This is a genomic window from Nocardioides sp. YJ-D4 (assembly GCF_054031495.1).
The window spans coordinates 6,027,313-6,052,165 of the sequence record NZ_CM132932.1 but is presented as its reverse complement, the minus strand read 5'-3'; the positions used below and the strand labels follow the sequence as shown (position 1 = coordinate 6,052,165).

Below are 24,853 nucleotides of genomic sequence, written 5' to 3'. Positions count from 1 at the left end.
CCCGCGTCAGTCGAGTCGGCACACCGCTGCCACCTCGACCGACGTACGTGACGTCTCGGGCGACCTGGCTGACGGCTCGGCAGGATGGGGAACGGCCCGCCACCCACTCGGGGTGACGGGCCGTTCGTCAGGTCAGACTCAGGCGTTGACCAGGCTGCGCAGGACGTACTGCAGGATGCCGCCGTTGCGGTAGTAGTTGGCCTCACCGGGGGTGTCGATACGGACGACCGCGTCGAACTCGACGCCCGTGTCGGTGGTGACCTTGACCGTCTTCGGGGTGACACCCTCGTTGAGCGCGGTGATGCCGGAGATCGAGAAGGTCTCCTCACCGGTCAGGCCGAGGCTGTCGGCGTTCTGGCCCGCGGGGAACTGCAGCGGGATGACGCCCATGCCGATGAGGTTGGAGCGGTGGATGCGCTCGAACGACTCGGTGATGACCGCCTTGACGCCCAGCAGCGAGGTGCCCTTGGCGGCCCAGTCGCGAGACGAGCCCGAGCCGTACTCCTTGCCACCGAGGACGACCAGCGGGGTGCCGGCCGCGGCGTAGTTCTGCGCCGCGTCGTAGATGAAGCTGACCGGAGCGTCGGGCTGGGTGAAGTCGCGGGTGTAACCACCCTCGGTGCCCGGGGCGACCTGGTTCTTGATCCGGATGTTGGCGAAGGTGCCGCGGATCATGATCTCGTGGTTGCCTCGGCGCGAGCCGTAGGAGTTGAAGTCCCGCTGCTCGACACCGTGCTCGTTGAGGTACTTGCCGGCCGGCGAGTCCTTCTTGATGTTGCCCGCGGGGCTGATGTGGTCGGTGGTGACCGAGTCGCCCAGCTTCAGCAGCACGCGCGCGCCCTCGATGTCGGTGACCGGCGCCGGGGTCTTCGCCATGCCCTCGAAGTAGGGAGCCTTGCGGACGTAGGTCGACTCCTCGTCCCAGGTGAAGGTGTCACCGGTCGGGGTCGGCAGGTTCTGCCAGCGCTCGTCGCCCGCGAAGACGTCGGAGTAGTCCTTGGTGAACATGTCCGAGGAGATCGCGGTGGCGATGGTCTCCTCGACCTCGGCCGGGGTCGGCCAGATGTCCTTGAGGAAGACGTCGTTGCCGTCCTGGTCCTGACCCAGCGGGTCCTCGAACAGGTTCAGGTTCATGTTGCCGGCCAGGGCGTAGGCGATGACCAGCGGCGGCGACGCGAGGTAGTTCATCTTCACGTCGGGGTTGATGCGACCCTCGAAGTTGCGGTTGCCGGAGAGGACCGAGACGACGGCGAGGTCGTGCTCGTTCACCGCGGCGGAGACCTCGGGGATGATCGGGCCCGAGTTGCCGATGCAGGTCACGCAGCCGTAGCCGACCAGGTTGAAGCCGACCTTCTCCAGGTAGGGCGTGAGGCCCGACTTGTCGTAGTAGTCGGTGACGACCTTCGAGCCCGGCGCGAGGGTGGTCTTGACCCACGGCTTGCGGGTCAGGCCCTTCTCGACGGCCTTCTTGGCCAGCAGCGCCGCGCCGATCATGACCGACGGGTTGGAGGTGTTGGTGCAGGAGGTGATCGAGGCGATCGTGACCGCGCCGTTCTCCAGCTCGAACTGCTGACCGTCGGCCAGGGTGACCGGGATCTTCGCGTCGGTCGCCTTGGAGGTGTACGTCGGCAGGTGACCCTCGAAGGAGGTCTTGGCGTCGGTGAGCGAGACGCGGTCCTGCGGGCGCTTCGGGCCGGCGATCGAGGGGACGACCGTGGAGAGGTCGAGCTCGAGCTTCTCCGAGAAGCGCGGCTCGGCGGCCGGGTCGTGCCAGAGGCCCTGCTCCTTGGCGTACTTCTCCACCAGCGCCAGCTGCTCCTCGGAGCGGCCGGTGAGCTTGAGGTAGTTGATGGTCTCCTCGTCGACCGGGAAGATCGCGATGGTGGAGCCGAACTCCGGGCTCATGTTGCCGATGGTGGCGCGGTTGGCCAGCGGCAGCGCGGTGACGCCGTCGCCGTAGAACTCGACGAACTTGCCGACCACACCGTGCTTGCGCAGCATCTCGGTGATGGTGAGCACCAGGTCGGTCGCGGTCGAGCCCTCGGGCAGGTCGCCGTTGAGCTTGAAGCCGACCACGCGCGGGATCAGCATGGAGACCGGCTGGCCGAGCAGCGCGGCCTCGGCCTCGATGCCGCCGACGCCGAAGCCGAGGACGCCCAGGCCGTTGACCATGGTGGTGTGGGAGTCGGTGCCGACGCAGGTGTCGGGGTAGGCCTGCAGCTCGCCGTCGACCTCACGGGTGAAGACGGTGCGGGCCAGGTGCTCGATGTTGACCTGGTGGACGATGCCGGTGCCCGGCGGGACGACCTTGAAGTCCTCGAACGCGGTCTGACCCCAGCGCAGGAACTGGTAGCGCTCGCGGTTGCGCTCGTACTCGATCTCGACGTTGCGCTCGAAGGCCTCCGGGGTGCCGAAGACCTCGGCGATCACGGAGTGGTCGATGACCATCTCGGCGGGCGAGAGCGGGTTGATCTTGGTCGGGTCGCCACCGAGCTCGGCCGCGGCCTCGCGCAGGGTGGCCAGGTCGACGATGCAGGGCACGCCGGTGAAGTCCTGCATGATCACGCGCGCCGGCGTGTACTGGATCTCCTTGTCGGGCTCGGCGGTCTCGTCCCAGCCCGCCAGCGCCTTGATGTCCTCGGCGGTGATGTTCGCGCCGTCCTCGGTGCGCAGGAGGTTCTCCAGCAGCACCTTCAGCGAGAAGGGCAGCGACGCGACGTCGAGGCCCTCACCCTTGACCGCATCCAGGCGGAAGATCTCGTAGGACTTACCGTCCACGTCCAGGGTGCTCTTGGCACCGAAGCTGTCCTTGCTGGCCAACGCGTTCATCTCCTTGCTCGCGTCTACAGACGTACGAATTCAAGTCTTTGAGGCCCATCCTGCCCCGGCCACCCGGGCCGGGAAAACAAAGGCTCACCTAACCTTTTACGACGGGCGTCCCGTCGATCTCTTGATATCAAGATACATGATGTCGAACGACATTTCGAATCACCACGGCGCGCCGTGTTGTGACCACCGCCGCTGACAGCGATCCTCGGATGCTCCATGATTGGCCCGACCCCGATGAACTGAGGAGAGCCTTGAGCACCCTGATCGCCGTCGTGGCGCTGGTGATCGCCGTGGCCGCCGCCGCTGTCGCATGGCGCCTGCGGCGCGCCAACAAGGCGCTGCGTGCCGAGACCATCGGTCTGCTGTGGCGGCTGGAGCAGGCCGACATCTCGGCCCCGCGCACCGCCTACGCCGAGCTTCCGCCCGAGGACCGGCTGCTGAGCATCCGCATCCTCAACCCGCTCGAGCTGGCCTCCGCCCAGACCAAGGCAGCGACGATGCTGCACAAGGTGCGGCCGGCGCTGCTCTCGAAGATGGTCTACGACCAGGCCGCCGAGTCGCTGCGCGAGCGGCTCGCCGACGAGGGCGTCGTGGCGGAGGTCAAGGTCCATGCTGGCCGCTAGCCTCGCCCTTCTCGGCGTGCTCGGCGCCGGTGTCGTCGTCGCTCGCGCCTTCCTGGAGCAGCGTCGTCTGGAGCAGGCCCTGGAGGACGTACGCCTCGCGGACCTGAAGGCGCGCACCTCGCTCGCCGAGGCCGAACGCGCCGCCGACTGGCTCAGCCCCATCACCGACCCGATCACCGCACCGTTCGCGGAGGCGACCCGGTCGGTGGCCGGTGCGCTGGCTCGGGTGGTGCCCTACTCCGGGCGCCGTACGCCGCGGGTGCTCAACGCGATGCCGGCCACGACCACCGGCGAGCTGCTCGGCACGCTCGGCCCGCACCTGGACGAGGCCGTCCTGGACCGCCGGCAGCTGATCACCGATCTCTCCGACGACCCCACGATGGCGATGCAGGTCGTCCGCGACGTCTAACGGCTCATCTCGAGCCATTCGCTGGGCGACATCCCGTACGTGGCCCGAAATCGTCGCCCGAAATGGGAGAGGCTCTTGAAACCCCAGCGATGCGCGACGCCGGCGACCGAGACACCCGTGATGGAGGCGCGGGCAAGCTCTTCGTGCGCCCTGCCGAGCCGTTGACGGATGATCCACTGCTCGAGGTGCATACCGGAACGCGCGCACACCTTGTAGAGCTGCCGGACGGAGACGTGGTGGTCCGCCGCGATGCGCGAGGCATCGAGGTCGGCCTCCCCCAGATGCTGGGAGACGTACGCCTTCACGCTCATCAACAACGCGTCCTCGTGCTCCTCACGACCCAGCTCGTCGCCGACCGCACTGGCCAGCAGGGCCCGCGTGAGAGCGACCGTCGATGTCCCCAAGGAGGTCGCGGCGGCGGCGTTGAGATCGTCCGCCACGCGGCGTACACCGGAGAGATGGTGCCAGAACAGCGGCGCCAACGGACTGGTGCCGATGAGCCTGAGGGCGGGCGCGACCATGCCCTCAGGCATACCGAGCAGACGCAGCGGGACCTTGACCGTCAACGTACGGGTGTCGGTCACATGGTGGAGATACGGCTCGGTGACGAGCGTGGCCCAGATACCAGCGGGCGCGACCGAGATGTCGTGACCGAGATGCTGATGCATGCCGCGACCCTCCAGACCGCACGTCACGAGCACCGCGTCCTCCTCGGGGGCCGGGCTCCGTCGTGAACGACGCAGCGTGTGGGCCGAGCAGCGGGTGTCGAAGACGGTCACCCCGCCTACGTCCCACACGTCCATGGCCATGTGGAGGCGCTCGCCGGCGCGGTCGGGAGTCATGAACGTCGCGGACGCGGCGCTGGTGATGGTCTCGGTGATCGCCGAGCGTCGCTCGCGCACCGGCACTGAGGCACTGTCGAAGACGAGCATGACAGCCTTCCGGAGGTGGGGACGTGCTGACGGGAGCCCGAGGTGCCCGACGTGACGACGATATCCCGGAATCCGCGTCCCTGGGTGCACAGCGCATGCCCCTACGCGCCCTCCGTGGCCGCGACCGGCGCGTAGGGCGGCCGCCGGCGCCACGATCGAGGTCAGGCACCGATCGGGTGGTGTCGACGCAACGCATCCGACCCAAGGAGCATCCGATGTCACGACCTCACTTCTCACCCAGGCCGGCCCGTGCAGCGGTGCTGGCACCGATCCTCGTCCTGCTGACTGCTCTCCTGACCGGCGCGACCCAGCCCTCGGTGGCCGGCACGGCTCTCCCGGCGGGAACATCGGCGGCCAAGCCGACCGTCGTCCTCGTCCACGGCGCCTTCGCCGACGCGTCGGGCTGGAACGACGTCGCGGCCAGCCTGGCCGCGAAGGGATACCCCGTGGTGGCGCCGCCCAACCCGCTGCGCGGGCTGACCTCCGACACCGCCTACCTGGAGACGTTCCTCTCCACCATCTCGGGACCGATCGTCCTGGTCGGCCACTCCTACGGCGGCGCCGTGATCACCAACGCAGCCACCGGCGACCCGGACGTCAAGGCGCTCGTCTACGTCGCGGCGTACGCCCTGGACGAGGGCGAGAACGTCGCCGCGGCCAACGAGCTCGGCGGCGGGCACTCCGACCTGCTCGAGCACATCGTCGTACGTCCCTACCCGGGCGCCCCCGAGGGCGACGGAGACGTCTACGTCGACCCCGCGGCGTTCCGCTCGATCTTCGCCCATGACCTTCCGCGCGCGCAGACCGTAGCGATGGCCGCCGGGCAGCGGCCCGCGACCTTCGGAGCGCTGGTCACGCCGTCGGCCGAGCCCGCCTGGCGGACGGTGCCGTCCTGGTACCTCATCGCCGGCGACGACCACCTCATCCCGCCGCTCGCCCAGGCGGCGATGGCCGAGCGCGCCGGCGCTCGCACCCGCACCGTGGACAGCTCGCACGTCGCGATGATGAGCCACCCTCGGGCCACGACCGAGATGATCCTCCAGGCCGCCTACGCCACCAGCCGGTCCGGCCGGCCATGAGCACCGTGATGAACGCGATCATCACCGACGACGGCACCGAGATCCACTACCGCGACTGGGGCAGCGGCAGGCCCGTCGTGCTGTCGCACGGGTGGCCGCTCAACGCCGACAGCTGGGAGTCGCAGCAGCTGTTCCTGGCCGAGCACGGCTACCGGGCGATCGCCCACGACCGGCGCGGCCATGGCCGCTCGACCCAGACGTGGGAGGGCAACGACATGGACACCTACGCCGACGACCTGGACTGCCTGATCTCGACCCTCGATCTGCGCGAGGTGACCCTGGTCGGCTTCTCCACCGGAGGTGGCGAGGTGGTCCGCTACCTGGCCCGGCACGGATCCGCCCGGGTGCGCCAGCTCGTCCTGGTCTCGGCCGTGCCGCCCTTCATGCTCCGTACGCCCGACAATCCCGAGGGCCTACCGGCGGATGGCTTCGACGCGCTGCGCGCCGGCTCGCGGGCCGACCGCTCCCAGCTCTACCGGGACCTCGCCGACGGCCCGTTCTTCGGCAACAACCGCGCGGGCGCGACCGTCTCCCAGGGCGTACGCGACTCGTTCTGGCTCCAGGGGCTTCAGGCGGGCGCGCGGAACGCCTACGAGTGCATCGCGGCGTTCTCGGCGACCGACTTCCGCGACGACCTGACGGGGCTCGACGTACCGACCCTGGTCATCCACGGCGACGACGACCAGGTCGTCCCGCTCGCCGTGGGTGGCGCCCGGTCGGCCGAGCTGGTCGACGGCGCCGAGCTGGTCGTCTACCCCGGCGCCCCGCACGGCATCACCGACACCCACAAGGAGCAGCTCAGCGCCGACCTGCTCCGGTTCCTCGACTCATCACCGACATCGCTCGACAGACAAGGAGCACACCATGCCTGACCGCCCGAACACCGCCCCCGACACCGTCGTCCTCGTGCACGGACTGTGGATGACTCCACGCAGCTGGGAGGGGTGGGTGGCGCACTACGAGGCCAAGGGCCTCACCGTGGTCGCCCCCGCCTACCCCGGCTTCGAGATCGAGGTCGAGGCCCTGCGCGAGAACCCCGACATCATCGCGAACCTGACCGTGACCGAGACGGTCGACCACCTCGCGAAGGTCATCGAGTCGCTCTCCGCGCCGCCGATCATCATGGGTCACTCCTTCGGTGGAACCCTGACGCAACTGCTGCTCGCACGCGGGCTCGGCGCCGCCGGGGTCGTCGTGGACTCGGCACCCACCGAGGGCGTACGGGTCAACCCGATCTCGCAGGCCCGCTCGCTGTTCCCGGCCCTGAAGAACCCCGCCAACCGGCACAAGGCGGTCGCGTTCACACCCGAGGAGTTTCACTACGCCTTCACCAACACGCTCACCGAGGAGGACTCGCTCGCGGCCTGGGAGCGCTACGCGATCGCAGCTCCCGGCAACTGGGTGTGGGAGTACGGCCTGTTCGCCAATTTCAAGCCGGGCCACCAGGACACCTGGGTCGACTACAGCGCCGACCGGGCACCGCTGCTGTTCATCGCCGGGGAGAAGGACCACATCATGCCGCCGTCGGTGAACAGGTCGAACGCCAAGCACTACGCCAAGTCGCCCGCGCTCACCGACTACCACGAGTTCCCGGGCCGCGATCACTGGATCTGTGCCGCTCCAGGGTGGGAGGAGGTGGCCGACCACGCCCTGGACTGGGCACTCCGGAACGCGTCGCCGGTGACGGGCGCCGTCACGAGCTGAGGCCGGCCAGCCTCTCGCGCAGGCGGTCCCGCTCGTCGTCGGTGAGCGGGACCGCGAGCTCCTCGAGGTAGGCCATCACCTCGTCGAGCCCGATCTCGCGGTGCTCGGTCTCCTCGCCCTGGCGACGGATGGTGACGGTGTTGTGGGTCAGGCTGAGGTGTCGGTCCTCGAGGAGCTTGGTGGCGATCATGCGGTGACGGAAGTGCACCGTCGGGTGGGTGCTGGTGTAGTGGTGGCCGAGCGCGACGTCGCTGGGCACGACCAGCGCCTCGTCGTGGGTGTGCATGAGCTCCCAGCCGTCGTCCTTGGCGCGCTCCAGCGCCCAGCCGTGCTCGCCCCACCGCACCCGGTGGCTGATGCCCCGGACCTCGTCCACCGCGCCGTCGACCATCGGGATCGGGCGCCAGACGCTCAGCCCGAACCCGGGATCGGCCAGCAGCCGCTCGCCGTCGAGATCGATGACGACCACCAGATGCGTACGCCCCGCCGCGGTCGGGTCGGCGCCCACCCGCGCCAGCCGCCGCTCGACGGCGAAGCCCAGCCGGTCCAGCACCGCCGCGAACAGCGTGCCGTGCTCGAAGCAGTAGCCACCTCTCCCCCGGCCCACGAACTTCCCCTGCACGTCGGGCAGGTCGACCCCGGGATGCTGGTCGAGCAGCACGTCGATGTTCTCGAAGGTGAAGGTACGCAGGCGGGCGTCGTAGATCTCCTCCAGCGCCTCCCGCGACGGGCCGGGCGGCTCGGGCACCCGATCCGCTCCAGGTACGCCGTCAGGTCGAGCCGGTCGGTCCCCCACAGGTCATCGCTCACGGGAGCATCTCAACGCCGATGGGCGAGACGCGCAACCGATATCAGCTGAGCTGTCGGGTTCGACCGGATTCACGGTCCCGGCTCATTGTCGACCCCTCGGTGCGGGGCCAGGTCCAGGCGTACCGCACGATGAGGGCGAGAAGGGACAGCTCCAGCACGATGCCGAGACCGTAGAAGTAGAACCAGGACGCGCCCACGATGTTGAAGACGGTGACGGGCACGTACACCGAGGCCACGACGAGGTTCGTGATGCGGTTCGCGCGGGCGGGCAGCGTCATCGACAGCACGACCATGAGGATCGGGATGGACACGAGGGTCAGCGCCGCCGTCGAGAAGGTCTGGGAGAGGTCGAACTCGAAGACCCTGCCGTCGAGGATGTCTTCGACGACGCCGGGCGTGAAGAAGTTGAGGATGTCCACGTAGGCGTAGAGGAACACGAAGCTCGTCCATGTTGCGGCGAGCTTGGCTCTCACCGGCATCGGCTGGTCATCCAGCGTCGAGATGGTGGGTCGATGTGCTCTCATCAGGGCTCCTTGTCGTGGTGAGGATCGGTACGTCCACGATCGCCGAGCCCGGCGGCGGGCGCCTCGGCCCGGAGGCCGGAGTTCACCTGGCCGATGGGATGAACTCGCTCTCGTTCTTTCGGCGGGTACGCCGAGGCGCGTTGATCTCCAAGGCTGGAGCCGTGGTCAGTTTCCGGCGCTCCAGCTGGCGCGAACCGCGGACTGCTCTGGCGACGCGGCCGCCCCCGGAAGGTCGCCCTGGTCGGGTGAGGCGTCGAGATCCCGATGTGCGCCTACGACTCCAGACGTGTGCGAGCCGACTGGGGGACACGCCAGGCAGCGCCTCGAACGGTCGGATGCCCAGCCTCGAGGGTCACCCTCCGTGCCGCTCCAGAAGTGCGACCGCCTCGACGTGATGCGTCATCGGGAAGGCCTTGATGCTGGCGAGCGTGAGCGCAATCCTTTGCGGTTGCCTGCTTTCTTGCGCCAAGACGATCCGCTGAGCTGCGGCGATGCCGTCTTGTGTGTCCGCCGGCGCCAGCACACGATTGCGGCCCTCTGCGAACCAAAGCGAGCCCAATCCGAGCCTCGTTGATTTCTTCGTGATCCCAGAAGCAAGGTGTTCTGGTCGCCGGTTCCGCCATGACTGATTCCCCTGTCGTGGGTATGTGCCGGGGAAACTGTCACCGTGCATGGCTGCCGTCGCCCGAACTCCGGTCAGGGCGTGCCGGCTCCAGGCACCGCCACCTTGGTGGCGAGCAGGACCGACATTCGTGACGTGCCCAGGTCGAAGGTGCGGTGGCCAGCAGCACAGGTACAGGGTGCTGCGGTCCGGCTCGCCGAGGGCCACCGCATAGACCCTCAACTCGACGGTGTCGACGACGCCCACGATCTCACCACCCTGCCGCGCCCACGACGCCGTGGCCATTGGCGTCGGACAGCCACAACATCCCTTGCGCGCCCATCGGAGCCCCGCCAGGAGCTTCATGGGACACGTAGGCACATCGGATCCGGAATGGCGATCCTCCTGCGTGGCCGATGTCGAAACCTAAGGACTCCTGGGCGCATGACAACGGCACGAGTCTGGTCGGTCAGCGTCCGACGTCGAGAAGCACCTGCGCAAATCGTGACCTCGGAAGGCTCCGCGCTTCAACACCCGCGCGCGCCGCGCGCGACATCTCGAGCCGCCCGCGGACGTTCGCGGACTTCCACGGGCACGGCGACGTAGTCTCCGCACCCGGTCCGGGGGTCCGACTCTGATCGAGCGTCATTGCGGCCGGACTACTGGGGCGGCGTGCCGCCTGCGCAATCAGGCGGACTCAGGGTCTCATCGATATGACTGCCCACAGCACCGAGGCAGACAGGATCCAGCCGACCACCAGGCAGGTGACCGCACCCCGTTTGATCACGGCGGCCCGCGTGGCGCGTTCCTCGTCGCTGTCGCCGGGACGCAGGGCGGGGACGTACGAGGTCCCCCAGGTGCCGACGACGATCGCAATCACTGCGATCGTGGTCTGGATCGCCAAGGCGACGACGCTGAGCTGCCCGCTCACTGCTGGCCTCCGACTGGTGAGCACAGGTCCTTCTGGTCCTCGGACCAGCTCGCAACCCCATTCGGGATCGAGTAGACGTTGGCCGGCTCGTACTTCTCGGCATACCGGATCTGGTCGGCCTTCATCTGCTTGCGCAGGTAGGAGCGCCACGCCGCCGACTCGGCCTCGATGGCCAACTGCTGCGTCAGCGCCGCCGCGACCTGCTCGTACGCCACCGCGTGGGCGGGCTCGACGGCCTCGACCTTGCCGACGTTCCACCCGGACCTGGTGCGCACCGGGCCGAACAGCTTTCCGGTGCCGGCGGCGAAGGCCTGCTTGCCGTAGTCGGCTTCGAGCTGGTCCTTGGCGACGTCACCGATCAGGCCACCGTTCGCCGCGGTGCTGGTGTCGGCGCTCATCGTCTTCGCGACCGTCGCGAAGTCGGCACCCTGGTCGAGCTCGGCGCGAGCCGAGGCGGCCTCAACCTGGGTCGAGACCACGATGTTGCGTAAGCGGCGGGTCTCGGCGACCGACATCGTGCACTTGCGCTCGGTGAATGCTGCCTTGACCTCGGCGTCGGTCGGTTCGTCGACCTTCGAGGTGATCTTGTCCTGCAACCGGGAGTCGACCAGCCGTCGTCGTAGCTCGTCCTCGACCGCGGCTTTGGAGGTGCCGGCGTTGGCGAGGGCGGTGGTGAACTGCTGACCGGCGTCGGGCGCGCCATCGTAGAGAGCGTTGAGGTAGTCGCTGAGTGCCTTCGAGACCTCGGCCTGCGAGGCGCTCACCCCCTCCTTCGTCGCAGCCAGATCGATCACTCTCGTCATCACGGCCGCCTGTGCGGCCGCCTTCCAGAAGGACCGCAGGTCCTTGCCGCCCGACGGCTTCTCCAAGCCGTAGAGCGCGCCGAGGGTGTCGACCTGCTCGTTCAGGTCCTCGGTCGTGATCTGCTCCCCTCTCACTTCGGCGACGACGCCGTCCGGCAAAGCACGCTCTCGTTGGACCAGCCAGACCGTGCCTACGGCAGCGGCCGCGAGCGCGAGCGCCACCAAGAACACCAGAGCCGGTCGTCGGCGGGCCCGAGCGGTCCAGTCGCCCAGCTGCTCACGGAGCAGGTCGCGTTTACTCCGCTCCGGCTTCTCCTGCTTGATCTCAAGCAGTGTCATACCAGGCTCCCATCCATCGCTTCTCGGGTCTCGGAGGGTTCAGTGATGGTGACGGACTCCGCCTCCGCACGCGGGTCCATCGGTGCCCGCACCGTCGCGACGACCACGACCCACGAGCACAGCATCGCCAGCCCGACGCCCCCGGCAAGCATCAGTCCGAACTCGCGTACGACCGCGAGGCCGGAGGCGAGGAGTACCGCATAGCCGAGCGCCGAGGTGATCGCTGCGAGCACCACCGCTCTGCGTAGAGAGGAGCTGCTGCGTACGCTCTCAGCGAGCATCACCGTGAACTCGCAGCCGACCGCCGCGGTCAGCGCACCCAGGGCCCCGGTGACCGGGTTCAGACCGATGCCGGCCACCGCGACGAGGAAGAACCCGGTGCCTGTGGCGAGCGTCGCCGCTAGGGCACCACGGAGGGCATCCGTGCGGCGGCGCAGTCCGATCAACAGCACCGCGCCGGCGGCGGCGATGCCGAGGATGTTGGCGCGGTAGCGGTCGTCGCTGACGAGCTGCTCGGCCTGCACCATCACGACCGGCAGCCCGGCGACGCGCACCTGGTAGCCCTCCGGCTGCTCCGGGAGCGAGGCACGCAGGTCATCGATCGACCGACCCGCGCTCTCCAGGTCGTGCGTCTTGACGCCGTACACCATCGCGGAGGTCGATCGGTCTGGCGAGATCACCGCGCGGGTGAGGTATCCCGGAAGCAGCCGGTACGCAGCGTCGATCTCCTCTGCGCTCGGATCGGTGCCGAGGAACGCCAGCAGCGCCGGCGGCGAGACGACTGAGCGGAGGTCGTCGCCGTGCTGCTCGATGACCCGGGCGTATGCCGTCTGCATCCAGCCCAGGCCGCTCGGCGACAGCGTGTCGCTGCCGTTGAGCTCGACGGTGACCTCTCCGGACATGTCGAGCGCGTTCTCCACCCGATGCGCGTCGTCGAGCGCCGGCAGCCCGGCGGCGAAGTGGTTGACGTCCGACCGAAGGGGGAGCTGGCCGAGCTGGAACCAGCCGCCGATACCGACCAGACCCAGGACAAGAAGCCCCGCGGCAGCTACCCGAGACGCCCTCCGCGAGGGCCGCCAACGAGCCGTGTCCGTGGTGTTCTCCGCCTCCTGGAGCCAGCCGCGCGCCAGCCATGCGACCGCTCCGGAGAACAGGATGCCCAGGCCGAGCAACAGCCCTAGGTCGGCGATGATCGGCAGCGGCGAGAGCGCAAGCGTGGCGACACTCACCGCCGATGCGCACACGACCGTGACGAACGTACGCGGCCGAGCCGATCTCATCAGATAGGTCGGGTAGTAGCACCCGATTCCGAGCAGGACCGACGAGAAGGCGAGCACGGCGACGGTGACCGGTCGGCCGAGCCAGCCGAGCGCGGAGACGGCGAGGAGGACGGCGACCAGTGTGGTCGCCACCGGCAGCAGTCTGCGGCTGCGGCGGATCCAGCCGGCTGCCCAGAACGCCAGGCACACCGCACCCACCGCGAGCCCGCCGAGCAACGGCATGTCGTGCACGGCCCTGTCCGAGAGCGCGGAGACCAGCACGGAGCTGCCGGATACGGTCGTCCGCAGATCGCCCTTGCCCTTCCCGGAGGAGACCTTGGCGTCCAGATCGGAGGAGCCGACGGCGTCCTGGATCTGGGAGATGAGGTGCGACATCTCGCGGGCGTTCAGCGATGAGTCGGGACGTACCAGGATCGCGAGCGTACGTTCATCCGGCACTACCAGCTTCCACGATCCGCGGGGCAGGCCGCTGTCGTCGAATACCACCTGCTTGACGAACTTCTCGTTGCCGAGCGTCGGCAGTCCGGCCGGCAGGCCCCGCACCAGCAGCGGACCGTAGCGGCTGTCGAACTTCGCCTTCACCTTCTCCGCAGCCGCCTCGGGCGAGCGACCGGCATTCTCCGCGTCGATCTGCGCCTTTGCAACCTCGGCGTCGCGCCGACCGATCAGCTCCAGCAGCAGGTCCTGGGCACGCCCAGCGACCTGGTTGAGGAGCGTTCCTGGGCCATAGAGCGATGCGACACCATCGAGCTTGGCGAGCTCACCCTCCAGCTCGACCTCTGAGCGCAGAGCCTTGGGCGAGAGCAGGCTCGTCGAGCCGCGCGTCTCCAGCAGCACCACGATCGGGTCGCCTCCGAACTCCTTCGCGACGGCGTGATAGTCGGTGAGGCTCTGGTCGTGGGCGGGCAGGAAGCTCTCCAGGTCGGTGCTGACCTCGACTCGGGCGAGCCCGAGCCCTGCCAGCACTGCGATCACGACACCCGCGAGAGCGACGAGGCCGCTGTGTACGCGTCTAGTGGACTGTTCAGCCATCAGCGCTCACGTTTCACCTTGACGTACGGGCGCGGGTCGGGTCCGGGGTCGGCCAGGGAGCCGGGCGCCGGCAGCGGGTTGAACTTGTCGAGCGGGCCGACGTTGGTGTTGAGCGGCAGCCCCTTGACGGTCATCTCGTTGAAGATGGCCATGACGCGGAAGGCGCGGCCGTTGGCGTCTCCGGTCGCAAGGGCCTGGGCGAAGTTGGTGAACCAGGCCGCCAGATCGCGACCGTACGGCTCGAGGTAGCCCAGCGACGGGTTGAGGTCGGAGAGCACGACCGATGCCGGCGGCAGCAGCGTGTCAACCCGGTCCGCCGTCGTCGGCAGCTTCGTCAACGTGGCGGGAGCCCGGGTGAGGGTCTTGTCCAGCGACGGCAGCAGGCCGCGCAGGCTGGTGGTGGTCGCGGGCAATTCCTCGAGCGCCGCGTTCAGGTCGGGCGCAGAGGCGTCGAGGTTCTTGGCGACGGGATCGAGATGTGTCGCCAGCTCCTCGAGCTTCCCGGAGCTCGTACGCGCCGAATCGAGCGCCCCCGGGAACGCCTGCATCGCGGCGCTGACGTCATCCTGCTGTCCGGCGGTGACCTGCGCGATCGTGTTCGAGTCGTCGACCAGCGAGCTGACCTGTGCCCGGCGCTCGGCGAGCGCTGCGAGCACCTGCGTGCTCGACCGAGTCAGCCGCGTCAGGTCCGCGGACTGCGCGTTCAGCGCGTCCAATGCAGTACGCCCATCGCGGCCGACGTCGCCGAGGCCGCTCATCCCGGCGGAGATGTCTGCCTGACGGTCGACGGTGGCCAGGCCGGCCGACTTCAGCACCGACTGCAGCTGCGCACGGGTCGGCTCGTCGAGGGACGCCAGCACCTCGTTCAGCTTCACCGCGGGGGTCGCCGCCGAGAGCGGGAAGACCGTGCCGGCAGGCACCTTCGCGCCTTTGCCGTCCTCGATCGAGACATAGCTCTCCTCCACAAGGCTCTTCGCCTGGATGGAGAAGGTGGCGCCTCGGTGCAGTGGCGCGATGTCCTCGTCGAGCTGGATCAGCAGCTTCGGGTGCTCACCGGCGACGCTGACGTCACGGACCTTGCCAACTTTGACGCCGGCGATCATCACGTCGGCGAAGTAGACCGTGTTGTCGACCTTCTCCACGGTCGCGGTCACCTGGTAGCCGTCGGAGGTCACCAGCGGGAGCTTGCCGCCGGAGTGCACCCACATGAAACTGAAGATGAGCAGACACAGCGCGACGAAGGCACCGACCGCGACGAAACGTACGCGACCGCTGACGCCGCCCTCTGACTCAGGGAGCTTGATCTCGCTCAATGCCGTGGTGGTCATCGCTCAGTCCTTCGGTCCGGTGGTGTCTGGGGTGAGCTCCTTGAGGAGGCCGGTCGGCGCCGTCGTGGTGTTGACCTCGAGGAGACCTCGCAGGATCCCGCCGCTGCCGTCACGCAGGCTGGTCAGAGACCGGGTGTTGACGAAGAACGCCCCCAGGTCCGGCAGATAGGAGACGAGCTCGGCGGTGACTGGGTCCAGCCGCCCTGTCGTCCTCTGCAGCTCAGGCAGCGCTACTTGGAGCTGCCCGACGAACGGACGCAGGTCGGCGACGACAGGTCGGGCCTCGTGGATCGTCGGCTTGGCCGCCTTCAGCGTCGAGTCCAGCGACTTGGAGGTCTCAGAGACCTTCTTCAACGCCTCGGGGAGCGTCGAGGAGGCGCTTTGCAGGTCCTTCAGCGTCGGGTTGAGGGTGTCGGTGAGCTCCGAGACCGACGCTGTGGTCCCTTCCAGCTGCTTGACCACACCGGGCAGCTCGTCGAGCGACTTGTCCAGAGCTCCGGAATTGTCGCCGACCGCGTCGAGGGTCGACTGCAGCTCGGCGGCCAGTGCCACCAGGCGCTGATCGTTGCCGCCGACCGCCTCGGAGATCTGCGTGATCGCCGAGACCAGCCGACGCAGAGCCTCGCGGCGCTGGTCCAGCTCGGCGACCACCGGCTGGAGCTGGCTGACGACCACGTCCGTCTTGTCGACTCCCCTACCGAGGCTGGTGGGAGCGCTCGCCAGTGCGTCGTCGGACTCGCCGAGCAGCGCCGTCAACGCCGAACGGGCGTCGTCGTCGAGGCTGCCCAGCACCTCGTCGACCTGGATCGGGCGCCGGGTGTTGGCCTGCGGAAAGGTGTGACCCGAGGAAACGAGCTCGGCCGGAGGACCGCCCGGATCGATGGTCACGTACATCTCGTTGAGCGCACTCTTCGGGCGCAAGACCAGCGAGGCGTTGTCGTACAGCTCGGTGTCCTTGTCCAGTGACATCGTCAGCTGGGCGTGCCCCTTGCTGTTCACGTTCGCGCCGGTGATCTGGCCGACGATCACACCAGCGACACGTACCTCCTGACCGTTGCCGGGCGCCACGCCGGGGGTCGCGGCGAACTCGGCGTGGACCGTCATCTCGTTCGACCACGGTGGCTTGAAGTTCTGCTGGGACAGAATCCAGCCGCCCGAACCGAGCGCGAGCACGATCGCCGCCACCCAGATTCCGACGTTGCGCCCCAGACCGGGTTCGGTACGGATCCGGTCCCAGTGCTTACGAAGATTCAGTCTCATCAGTTCTTGTCCCCCTTGAGACCTGGCACGATCGTGCTCGGGTCGAGCGGCGCCAGGTCACGTCCAGACTTCCCGCCCGGCCTGTTGAGCGGCGGAACCGTGTCCAGCGGACTCTCCGGCCACAGCCACTCGGTCATCCCCGAGTAGAGCTGCTCCGGACTGACGACCAGACCCCCCGCGGTGCCCGCGCCAACGCCTGGCTGGAAGGCGACGCCGTTGCCGTTCTGGTCGGCGTAGGACGAGGCCCGGTCGAGGTTGACGAATGCGAAGACGGCTTCTTCGTAGGTCGGCCTCTTCGACGAGGTCAGGCTGTAGACCCCGGAGCCCTTGTACGGCTGGTAGAGCCAGCTCGTAACCGGCCCGTTGAGCCGCTTCAGCACCGGTCCGCGCACGTCGTCGACGACCTTGTCGGCCTCGGGAACGACGGGGTCCAGGCCCTGGATCAGTGGCCGGGCATCCTCGACCAGGACGCGGGCATCGCTGATCACGGGTCGTGCCGTCTTCAGCGTGGGCCGCAAGGTCGTCAGTGTCGTGTCGAGATCTCGGGCCGCGGGGCGCAGCGATCCGGACACCTCACGCGTTGTGACGAGCGTCGTGTTCAGATCGGCGAGGCCGGCGCGCGCGTTCGAGAGCGCCGAGGGCAGCGGCTTCAGGGCTGCCTGCACATCGGCGGAGTGATCGCTGAACACCCGCGAGGTCGTGTTCAGGTCGGTGAGGATGCTGTCGAGCTGGCCCTCGTTCTGGGTCAGCACCCGACCGGTCGACTCCATGCTGCTGACCAGCTTCGTGAGGTCGTCGGAGCGCCGGCCCTGGGCGGCGTCGAGCACCCGGCCGCCGGGCTCGAGGGTGTCCGGAGCGTCGGCGAGCAGCCGGCGCAGCGCCGCCTGGTCCGACTTCTTCAGACTGGCGTCCACCCTCTTCAGCGCCTTCTGGGCACCAGCGAGCGCATCAGGTTGCAGCGCGCCCGCGACCTTGTCGAGCTCGACCGCCACCTGCGTACGTGATCTCGGAATCGAGTCGGCCCTGAACGCGCCGGACCCTCCGCCCGGCGCCAGGTCGACGAAGTAGTTGCCGCCCAGGAGCGTCGCGGAGCGGATCGTCGCGGAGGGCTTCGGCCCGAGTGTGCGCAGCACCTTCTCGTCGACCTTCATGGAGACGGTCGCGGTGCCGTCGTCGTTCCGGCGTACGTCGCTGACCTTCCCGACCTTGACGAAGCCGACCTTCACCGGGCTTCCGTTGGGGCGCACCTTGTAGTTCTGGTCGAAGACGGCGGAGATCGTCTTTCCCCCCATCAGCATGGTCCCGATGGCGTCCTTCTTGAAGAGCAGCACCGACGCCACGAGCGCGACGACCAGCATGCACGCCCCGATCCGGGCGCTGCGAGAGCGTATGGACATCACTCGAACTCTTTTCCGAAGAGCGAACTGCTCCGATGGGTCGCAGCCTCACCGGGGTCCGGATAGGCGTCGCGAGAGGAAGTGGGCAGCTGTGTGTTGAGGTCGCCGAGCGCCGACTCCGGGGTCAGGACCGGGTAGAACCGCAGCCAGCGACCTGCCTTGTCACCCTGGCTGAGTGCGCTGGAGATGTTCTTGAAGAAGAGCACGACCTCGTCGGCGTACGGCGCGAGGACGGCCAGCGGGTCGCGGCTGCGAGCCAGTGTCGTACCTAGCTGGGTGACGACGGGTTGGGCGCTCTTCAAGGTGGGAGTCAGGTCGGTGACCGCGGGCGAGGCCGCGGACATGACCCCAGGCACCTTTTCGAGCGTCTTCGGCGACTCCTGCAGGAATGCTCGTACGTTCGGGGTCGAGCGCCCCAGGGCCTTTGCCCCCGGACGCAGCGCCGTGACCGCCGACTCGGTGTGCGCGAGCGGGCCGTTGAGCGCATCCAGCGCCGGCTTGACCTCGCGCATCGCGCTGTCGGCCGAGCGTACGGTCCGGCCCAGTGCCTCGCCGTCGTCGGTGTTGACCGCGCGGAGCGTGGTCCCCAGATCGCGAGTGGCGCCGGCGATCTGGTCCTCCTGCGACTGCAGACTGGTGGAGAGGCTGTCTGCTGCCTGGAGCAGCTGGGTCAGGTCGGCGCCGTCGTTGGTGCCGAGCGCCTGGGAGATGTTGCCGAGGTCGGTGAGCAGGGCCGGTGCGGCATTGGCGGCGACGCTGAGGTCCTCACCGTGCCCGGCCAGGCCACCGCCTGCTTCGAGCAGCGTGGACTTGGTCGCGGCCCGCGTCTTCGCATCGAGCGCGGAGAGGACGTCGTCGAGCTCGACCGACTCCTTCGTCTGCGAGGAGGGGATCACGGCCGTGGCGCCGAGCGCCTTCGCCTTCGTCGTGCCCGGGTGGAAGTCGATGTACTTCTCCCCCAGCGCCGAGCGCTCGCTGATCGTCGCGGTGGCGTTGTCATAGACCGGGCGGCTCTCGTCGAGGACGATCGTGACGATCGGCTTCTGGTCGACCAGGTCGATGCTCTTGACGTAGCCGACGCGGACGTCGCCGATGCGGGCGTCGTTGCCGGTGCGGAGCGCGCCGACCTTCGAGAACGCCAGACGCACCTGCTTCTGGTCGACACCGGGCGCGTACGACGGGAGGCCGTTGCGCGCGGTGAAGGCGAACGCGGCGATCAGCGACGCGATCGCCAGGACGACGAGGCCGACGCGTACCGACTGGCGTCGCTGTGATTCGAGACGTGCGACTGCACCCATGCTCAGTTACCCCCCAAGAGGAAGCCCAGGACACCTTGCTCCTGGGACTGGTTCAGGCCGGTGACCCCACCGTCGTTGCTCGACTTCTGCGAGAGCAGCCCCTCGGCCGCATCACCTACGGGGTCGTCGAGAAGCCCACCCAGCGACCCCTTCGAGCTCTTCGGGTTGGCCTCCGGATCGAGCGGGTTCGGCGGACGCTTCCCCTCCGACGTGGGCAGGTAGCCGGTCGCGCTGTAGGGCGTGACGATCAGGCCGGCACGGAAGTAGTGGCCGAGGCCGTCCCGACCGTTGGTGGCAAGCGCCCAGCCCTTGAAGAACTCCATCACTGCCGTGAAGTCCTTGCTCAGCTTCTTCGTGAGCGGGTCGAGCGACCTGCTGTCCGCGGTCAGGTCGGGGCCGCTCCGGCGCAGCTGAGCGGCCACCGGTTGGGCGGCGTCGATCAGGTCCTGGGCCTGGATGAGCACCGGCGTCGCCGACTTCAGTGCCGGATCGGCGGCATCGGCGAAGCGCATCAGCTCCTCGCTGATCTCGTTGAGGTTCTGCGTGGTCGGCTGGAGCGCCTCCAGCGTCGGGATCGCGGCGTCCGCCGTCCCCTGGAGTCGGGAGAGCGTGATCATCGCCGAGCGCAGGATGCCGGGCAGCTGCTGCAGCATCGAACGGAAGGCCGCCTCGTTCGCTGTGGTCGTACGCAGCGTCTGCTCGGCGGCATCGACCAGCGCGTTCAGCGAGGATCCGTTGTCGTCGGCCAGCCCGGCGGCGACCGGCTCCAGCGAGTCGACGAGACTGGACAGCGTCTTGTTCTGCTCGCGCAGCACCGAGGTGAGCTGTTGGGTGTCCTGCATCGCCGGTGCTAGTGCGGCGATAGCGGCGTCGATGTCGTTGCCGTTACCGTTGGCACCCACGCCGAGCGTGGTGACCAACGCTGCCAGCGACTGGCTGGTCGGCTTGTCGAGCACATTGAGGACCTGGTCGAGGTCGGTGGCGCTGCTGGTCTGCTGCACGGGGATGACACCGCCGTGCTGCAGCTGCTTCGCGTCCGGTGTACCGGGCTCGAGGTCGACGTAGCGCTCACCGAGGATGGAGACAGGCCGACTGGACAGCCGGGCATTGGCGTAGATGGGAATGGCCGTACGGTCGAGCTCGAGCGTGAGCCGGGCGTGGTCGCCCTTTACCCGCATCGCTTTGATCGTGCCGACCTTGACCCCGTCGAGCCGCACCTCGTTGCCGGTGAGCAGCGGGCTGGAGTCAGTGAAGTCTGCGTAGACCGTCGTGGTGCCATCGTCACTCGGACGATCCACCAGCATCAGCACCAGGCCGGTGACAAGCAGGAGGGCGACCATGAGGCCGCCGACCCGCAGCGCCCGCGGCATCGGGGAGTTCCCGCTCATCGGATGGAGCTCCCATCTGCGTCTGTCCAGGCCTCGTCGACGATCGCGCCGGGCTTGGGATAGGGGTCGGACGTGATGCCGGGAGGCAGTACGCCAGGGTTCCCGTTGAAGCTGGTTCCGCCGCCCTGCGCCTCGATCCGGGCGTAGTTGCCGTTCGCGTCGTAGTTGGCGAAGGATGAAGCCCACGTCGAGAAGTAGCCCGTCACCTCGGGGGTGTAGGGCCGCAGAAATGCGACCGGCTCCCGTGCCGACTCCGTCAGGGACGTCAGCGACGGAAGGGTGCTGTTGATGTCAGCGGTCAGGCTCGGGGTCTTGCCCAGGACGGAGGACGTGGCCACGAGCGTCGGCCTCAGGTCCTGGACGAGCGGACGCAGGTCCCTCATCACCGGCTTCAGCTGAGCGGCGACCGGACCGAGCTGACGAGTGGCCGGGTTCAGGTCATCGAGCAGCGGGTTGACGCTGTCCACCGTCGCCGGCACTTGGTCGAGAGTGCCCTTCGCCGTGTTCAACGTCGAAGGCAGCTGCTCCAGGGTCGAGCGCAGCTGCTTGCGCTCGGCAGCGACGGCGTCGGTGAGCTTGGCGAGCCCGGTCACGAGCTCCTTGACGTCGCCGTCGTGCCTGGCGACGACCGCCATCAGCGCGTCGAGCTGGTCGACGAGCGAGCGGATGGCCGGACCATCGGTGCCGATGGCGGCCAGCAGAGAGCCGACCTCCTTCAGAGCCGGACCTGCCGTCTTCAACGTCGCCCGGGTGTCGGGCTCTGCCCCCTCGAGCGTGTCGGCCAGGCGGGTGAGCGTCGACTGCAGCGCCACCCGGGTCGGCTTGTCGAGCGCGGCCAGCACAGCAGAAACTTCAACTGGTGCAGCCTGCGTAGCGCGCAGCATCCCGCCGGCGGGGATCTCGGCGCCCTTGCCGGTGCCATCGGTGATCTCCAACTGGCGCTCGCTCAGCGCAGCACGCCACCCGACGACGGCCTTGGCGCCATCGTGCAATGGGGCGAACTTCCGCTCGAGCGAGAACGTGATCCGAGCCTTGCCGTTCTCGACCTGGATGTCCGTGATCTCTCCCGCGACGAAGCCATCGACACGAACCGGAGCGCCCTTGACCACGTTGGTGGCGTTGTCCAGGACGACACTGGCGTCATAGGAGGCGGTGGAACGCACGGCGCCGATGCCGAGGGCGACCACCGACGCGGCGGTGACGGCCACAGCGATATGCGGGGCGAAAGGGATTGCCTTCATCAGTCCATTCCTAGGGGGCCTGCCGACTCGCCGGCCAGGAACTGGCGGACGAACGGGATATCCGAGTTGAAGGCCTCTTCGGCGGGACCGTAGTGAACGGTCTTTCCCTTCCAGATGACGCCGACATAGTCACTGACCTTGCGCGCGGTGCGAATGTCGTGGGTGACCAGAAGATATGTGCCGCCGTGCTCGGCATGCATCTGCAGGATCAGGTCGTTGAGCAGGCTCGTGCGCACAGGGTCCAGCCCCGAGTCGGGCTCATCGAAGAACACGATCCGGGGGTTCATCACCAGCGCGCGGGCAAAACCGGCGCGTTTGCGCATACCGCCGGAGACCTCGTTAGGGAACTTGTGCAGAGACCGCTCCAGACCGACCTCCACCAGACGCTGCAGCACGATCTCCCGGATCTCGTCCTCGGACTTGTCGGTGTGCTTGCGCAGCGGGAAGGCGGTGTTGTCATAGAGGTTCATCGAACCGAACAGCGCACCATCCTGGAAAAGAACACCCATGTTCTTGCGGATCTCGTAGCGCTCGTCCTCGGAGAGGTTCCAGATGTCCTTACCGAAGACGCGGACCTCGCCTTGATCAGGCTCCAGGAGACCGACAAGATGCTTGATCAGCACGCTTTTTCCCGTGCCCGAGGGCCCGAGCACGGTCGTGATGGCGTTGTCCTCGAACTCGAGGTTGAGCCCCTGGAGCACGTCGAACGATCCGAACGACTTGTGCACGTCGCGGACAATCATCGTATGCGGTTTGTCGTTGTCGCCGGGGTCGGCGACAAGCGTGCTCTCGGTCAAGGAAGACACGGGTCACTCCGATCTATCTGTCGTTTCTGGTCTGGTGAGTTGGTGGGCGGTCCGGCTAGTTCGCGATCGGCGCGTTCGGACTCAGACCCCAGAAGAGTTGGGTCGTGAGCACGCCCAATACATGGATCAGGACCATGTTGATCATCATCGACTTCGCCGTTGCCTTTCCGACCCCGACCGATCCACCGGAGGCGTTGAACCCGAAGTAGCAGCCGACGAAGACGATCGTCGTGCCATAACTCATCACTTTGATCTGCGAATAGAGGAAGTCGAGTGGGTTCTGATAGAGCCAGAAGACATATAGGTATCCGCCCGACGAGACTCCTTGGAGCTGCACGACCGTGACCAGATACATCGTCACGTACATCAGCGCGAGCCCTACGGTGTACAGAAACGGGATCGATATCCAGGCTGCGAGAACCCGGGTCCCCACCAGATAGGCCTTGGACTTGACGCCCATCACCTCGAGGGCATCGATCTCGTCGGAGATCCGCATCGAGCCGAGTTCCGCGACGAGACCGCAGCCAACCTTGGCGGCGAAGATATAGCCCCACATGTACGGTGACATCTCGCGCAGGCCGCAGAAGGCATTGAAGATGCCTGAGTAGAGCGGGGCGCCGATCTGCTTGAGCGTGTAGCTCGCCTCCAGGCCGCAGATAGAGCCCATCACGCCCTGCATCACCCAGATGATGAGGCCGCTGGAGAGGATGAGGATGCCGGCTTGGTGGAAGACCTCGCTGGTGTACTTGCGTACGTCGCCGAAGGACCGCACCGTGTCGCCGGAGAACCGGACGATGTCGCCTGCAGCGGCCAGCCCGCCGACCACGACGCCCAAGAGGCCACCGGTCCCGCTCGCGGGGCGCTTGACGTTCTTGCGCTTCTTGGACGGGCCGCTGGAGCCGCGCGAGCTGCCCGACCGTACCTGTGTCTGTGCCATCGCCGCCGCCTACCGGTAGACCTGGATCTGCGGCGCAAGGCCGAGCAGGATGGTCGTGAAGATGAAGTTGATGGTCCAGATCGCGGCGAAGGAGATGACGACCGCCTGGTTGACCGCTCGACCCACGCCTGAGGCACCGCCCGCGGCCTTGAGGCCCTTGTAGCAGCAGACGACCGCGATCACGAGGCCGAAGATGGTCGTCTTCAGCACCGACCCCATGACGTCGACGGTCGTCGCGTTGGCGAAGAAGTTGTCGCGGAACGCCGCCGGCGAGGATCCGAGCAGCACGGCGGCCAGGTAGCCCCCGAAGACACCGAAGACCAGGGCGAGCAGATCGAGGAGCCCGGTCATCACCGTGACGGCGATGACCCGCGGCAGGACCAACGCCCGGATCGGGTCGAGCCCGAGCACCTCCATCGCGTCGATCTCCTCACGGATACGGCGGGCGCCGAGGTCGGCGGTGATGGCGGTGCCAACCACGCCGGCCACGACCATCGCGTTGATCCAGGGAGCGAACTCGCGCACGCTCGCCATCACGAAGAAGGAGCCGAGGCGCTCGGGGATGCCGAACAGGATGTAGATGTTGCCCGCCTGCAGACCCGGCGCACCGAAGCCGAACGCCGTGCACGCGAACGCCATCGGGATGATGCAGAGCTTGAGCATCTCCCACATCTGGAGGAGGACGTCTCCCCAGTAGCCACGCGGGTTGCGGACGCCGGTCACGATGACGTGCCCGAGCATCTGCACCATCTCGCCGGCTTCCTGGAGCGGCTTCTGCAGGGTGGCTGTCTTGGCAGGACGACGTGGCTTCGGCGCTGTCGGCGCGGCGCCGGGGTCTGCGACGGTCATGCCACCTCCTTGGAGTGCAGGGAAGTCTTGGAGGCTCTGCCGCTGTGACGACCACGGAGCCAGCCGGTGAGCCCACCGACGACGAGGGCGAGGGCCGATGTCGAGGCGATCTGAAGCACGTCGAGCTGCTGGGTCGCGATGTAGACGACCGGCACAACGAGTGCGTACGCCCCAAGAGCCGCCGACGCTCCGTGCCGCAGCGGTGCCTCCGAGCCCGCAGCGCTCCATGCGGCCGCGACGCACGCCGCGACCGCGACCAGCGGTAGCCAGACCGCTCCGACCACGGAGCTGGCAGCTCCGACCAGCGGCTGCACCACTCCGCCGAAGAGGAAGACCGTGAACCCGCGCGACGCTGCGCGCACCACCGCCGCACCGTCGACGCTTGCCAACGACAGCGCCCCCTGTGGTTGCGATACCCGAGTACTGGACATGGATGTGACGACCTTCATTCGA

The 24,853-nt window shown here is 67.9% G+C and carries 23 protein-coding genes; 5 read left to right on the top strand and 18 right to left on the bottom strand.

Annotated elements, in window-relative coordinates:
* Positions 1-138: 138 nt before the first annotated feature.
* Positions 139-2,829 (bottom strand): aconitate hydratase AcnA, encoded by a 2,691-nt coding sequence (gene acnA, locus ACW14X_RS28875; protein WP_457164210.1) that lies wholly within the window; start codon positions 2,827-2,829, stop codon positions 139-141.
* Between the two features lie 251 nt (positions 2,830-3,080).
* Between acnA and ACW14X_RS28870 the strand changes: the two genes are divergently transcribed.
* Together ACW14X_RS28870 and ACW14X_RS28865 are read left to right on the top strand one after the other, a co-directional pair.
* Positions 3,081-3,452, top strand: a complete 372-nt coding sequence (locus ACW14X_RS28870; protein WP_141804792.1) for a hypothetical protein — start codon at positions 3,081-3,083, stop codon at positions 3,450-3,452.
* Positions 3,439-3,861 carry a hypothetical protein gene (locus ACW14X_RS28865; protein WP_457164209.1) on the top strand — a complete coding sequence of 141 codons (423 nt, stop codon included), beginning with the start codon at positions 3,439-3,441 and terminating at the stop codon, positions 3,859-3,861. The genes ACW14X_RS28870 and ACW14X_RS28865 overlap by 14 nt, the downstream gene beginning before the upstream one ends.
* Here the strand turns inward: ACW14X_RS28865 and ACW14X_RS28860 are convergent.
* Positions 3,858-4,793: a helix-turn-helix domain-containing protein gene (locus ACW14X_RS28860; protein WP_457164208.1), complete on the bottom strand. Its 936-nt coding sequence runs from the start codon at positions 4,791-4,793 to the stop codon at positions 3,858-3,860. The two genes, ACW14X_RS28865 and ACW14X_RS28860, sit on opposite strands and share 4 nt — an antisense overlap.
* A 215-nt stretch (positions 4,794-5,008) precedes the next feature.
* On the opposite strand from ACW14X_RS28860, the gene ACW14X_RS28855 reads away from it, so the two are divergent.
* From ACW14X_RS28855 to ACW14X_RS28845, 3 genes are read left to right on the top strand one after another with little or no spacing between them, the layout of a single operon-like run.
* Entirely contained in the window at positions 5,009-5,872 is an 864-nt protein-coding gene (locus ACW14X_RS28855; protein WP_400463444.1) for an alpha/beta fold hydrolase, read from the top strand.
* Positions 5,869-6,744 (top strand): alpha/beta fold hydrolase, encoded by an 876-nt coding sequence (locus ACW14X_RS28850; protein ID WP_457164207.1) that lies wholly within the window; start codon positions 5,869-5,871, stop codon positions 6,742-6,744. Before ACW14X_RS28855 ends, ACW14X_RS28850 begins: the two co-directional genes overlap by 4 nt.
* The gene (locus tag ACW14X_RS28845) at positions 6,737-7,576 is read left to right on the top strand and encodes an alpha/beta hydrolase (protein ID WP_457164206.1); all 840 of its coding nucleotides are present in this window, start codon (positions 6,737-6,739) and stop codon (positions 7,574-7,576) included. The genes ACW14X_RS28850 and ACW14X_RS28845 overlap by 8 nt, the downstream gene beginning before the upstream one ends.
* On the opposite strand, the gene ACW14X_RS28840 is transcribed toward ACW14X_RS28845, so the two are convergent.
* From ACW14X_RS28840 to ACW14X_RS28765, 16 genes are all read right to left on the bottom strand, one after another.
* Positions 7,566-8,324 carry an arylamine N-acetyltransferase family protein gene (locus ACW14X_RS28840; protein WP_457164205.1) on the bottom strand — a complete coding sequence of 253 codons (759 nt, stop codon included), beginning with the start codon at positions 8,322-8,324 and terminating at the stop codon, positions 7,566-7,568. The genes ACW14X_RS28845 and ACW14X_RS28840 overlap by 11 nt on opposite strands.
* 103 nt (positions 8,325-8,427) lie before the next feature.
* Complete coding sequence (locus ACW14X_RS28835; protein ID WP_457164204.1) at positions 8,428-8,910, bottom strand: DUF6326 family protein; 483 nt, start codon at positions 8,908-8,910, stop codon at positions 8,428-8,430.
* Positions 8,911-9,262: 352 nt separating this feature from the next.
* Positions 9,263-9,778, bottom strand: a complete 516-nt coding sequence (locus tag ACW14X_RS28830) for a hypothetical protein (protein WP_457164203.1) — start codon at positions 9,776-9,778, stop codon at positions 9,263-9,265.
* Between the two features lie 430 nt (positions 9,779-10,208).
* Positions 10,209-10,442, bottom strand: a complete 234-nt coding sequence (locus tag ACW14X_RS28825) for a hypothetical protein (RefSeq protein ID WP_457164202.1) — start codon at positions 10,440-10,442, stop codon at positions 10,209-10,211.
* A complete protein-coding gene (locus ACW14X_RS28820; protein WP_457164201.1) occupies positions 10,439-11,584 on the bottom strand; it encodes a peptidyl-prolyl cis-trans isomerase in 1,146 nt (381 codons plus the stop codon). Before ACW14X_RS28820 ends, ACW14X_RS28825 begins: the two co-directional genes overlap by 4 nt.
* Positions 11,581-13,896 (bottom strand): hypothetical protein, encoded by a 2,316-nt coding sequence (locus ACW14X_RS28815; RefSeq protein WP_457164200.1) that lies wholly within the window; start codon positions 13,894-13,896, stop codon positions 11,581-11,583. The genes ACW14X_RS28820 and ACW14X_RS28815 overlap by 4 nt, the downstream gene beginning before the upstream one ends.
* Entirely contained in the window at positions 13,896-15,224 is a 1,329-nt protein-coding gene (locus ACW14X_RS28810) for an MlaD family protein (RefSeq protein ID WP_457164199.1), read from the bottom strand. The genes ACW14X_RS28815 and ACW14X_RS28810 overlap by 1 nt, the downstream gene beginning before the upstream one ends.
* Positions 15,225-15,227: 3 nt before the next feature.
* Complete coding sequence (locus ACW14X_RS28805; RefSeq protein ID WP_457164198.1) at positions 15,228-16,484, bottom strand: MlaD family protein; 1,257 nt, start codon at positions 16,482-16,484, stop codon at positions 15,228-15,230.
* On the bottom strand, positions 16,484-17,881 hold the full coding sequence (locus tag ACW14X_RS28800; protein ID WP_457164197.1) for an MlaD family protein: 1,398 nt from the start codon (positions 17,879-17,881) through the stop codon (positions 16,484-16,486). The genes ACW14X_RS28805 and ACW14X_RS28800 overlap by 1 nt, the downstream gene beginning before the upstream one ends.
* On the bottom strand, positions 17,881-19,179 hold the full coding sequence (locus ACW14X_RS28795) for an MlaD family protein (protein WP_457164196.1): 1,299 nt from the start codon (positions 19,177-19,179) through the stop codon (positions 17,881-17,883). The genes ACW14X_RS28800 and ACW14X_RS28795 overlap by 1 nt, the downstream gene beginning before the upstream one ends.
* Before the next feature lie 2 nt (positions 19,180-19,181).
* Positions 19,182-20,567, bottom strand: coding sequence for an MlaD family protein (locus tag ACW14X_RS28790; RefSeq protein ID WP_457164195.1), 1,386 nt, complete (start codon positions 20,565-20,567; stop codon positions 19,182-19,184).
* Positions 20,564-21,808 carry an MlaD family protein gene (locus ACW14X_RS28785; protein WP_457164194.1) on the bottom strand — a complete coding sequence of 415 codons (1,245 nt, stop codon included), beginning with the start codon at positions 21,806-21,808 and terminating at the stop codon, positions 20,564-20,566. Before ACW14X_RS28785 ends, ACW14X_RS28790 begins: the two co-directional genes overlap by 4 nt.
* Positions 21,808-22,614: an ABC transporter ATP-binding protein gene (locus ACW14X_RS28780; RefSeq protein WP_457164193.1), complete on the bottom strand. Its 807-nt coding sequence runs from the start codon at positions 22,612-22,614 to the stop codon at positions 21,808-21,810. The genes ACW14X_RS28785 and ACW14X_RS28780 overlap by 1 nt, the downstream gene beginning before the upstream one ends.
* Before the next feature lie 55 nt (positions 22,615-22,669).
* Positions 22,670-23,551, bottom strand: a complete 882-nt coding sequence (locus ACW14X_RS28775) for an ABC transporter permease (RefSeq protein WP_457164192.1) — start codon at positions 23,549-23,551, stop codon at positions 22,670-22,672.
* A 9-nt stretch (positions 23,552-23,560) separates the two neighbouring features.
* Positions 23,561-24,400: an MlaE family ABC transporter permease gene (locus ACW14X_RS28770; protein ID WP_457164191.1), complete on the bottom strand. Its 840-nt coding sequence runs from the start codon at positions 24,398-24,400 to the stop codon at positions 23,561-23,563.
* A complete protein-coding gene (locus ACW14X_RS28765) occupies positions 24,397-24,789 on the bottom strand; it encodes a hypothetical protein (RefSeq protein ID WP_457164190.1) in 393 nt (130 codons plus the stop codon). The genes ACW14X_RS28770 and ACW14X_RS28765 overlap by 4 nt, the downstream gene beginning before the upstream one ends.
* Positions 24,790-24,853 lie beyond the last annotated feature (64 nt).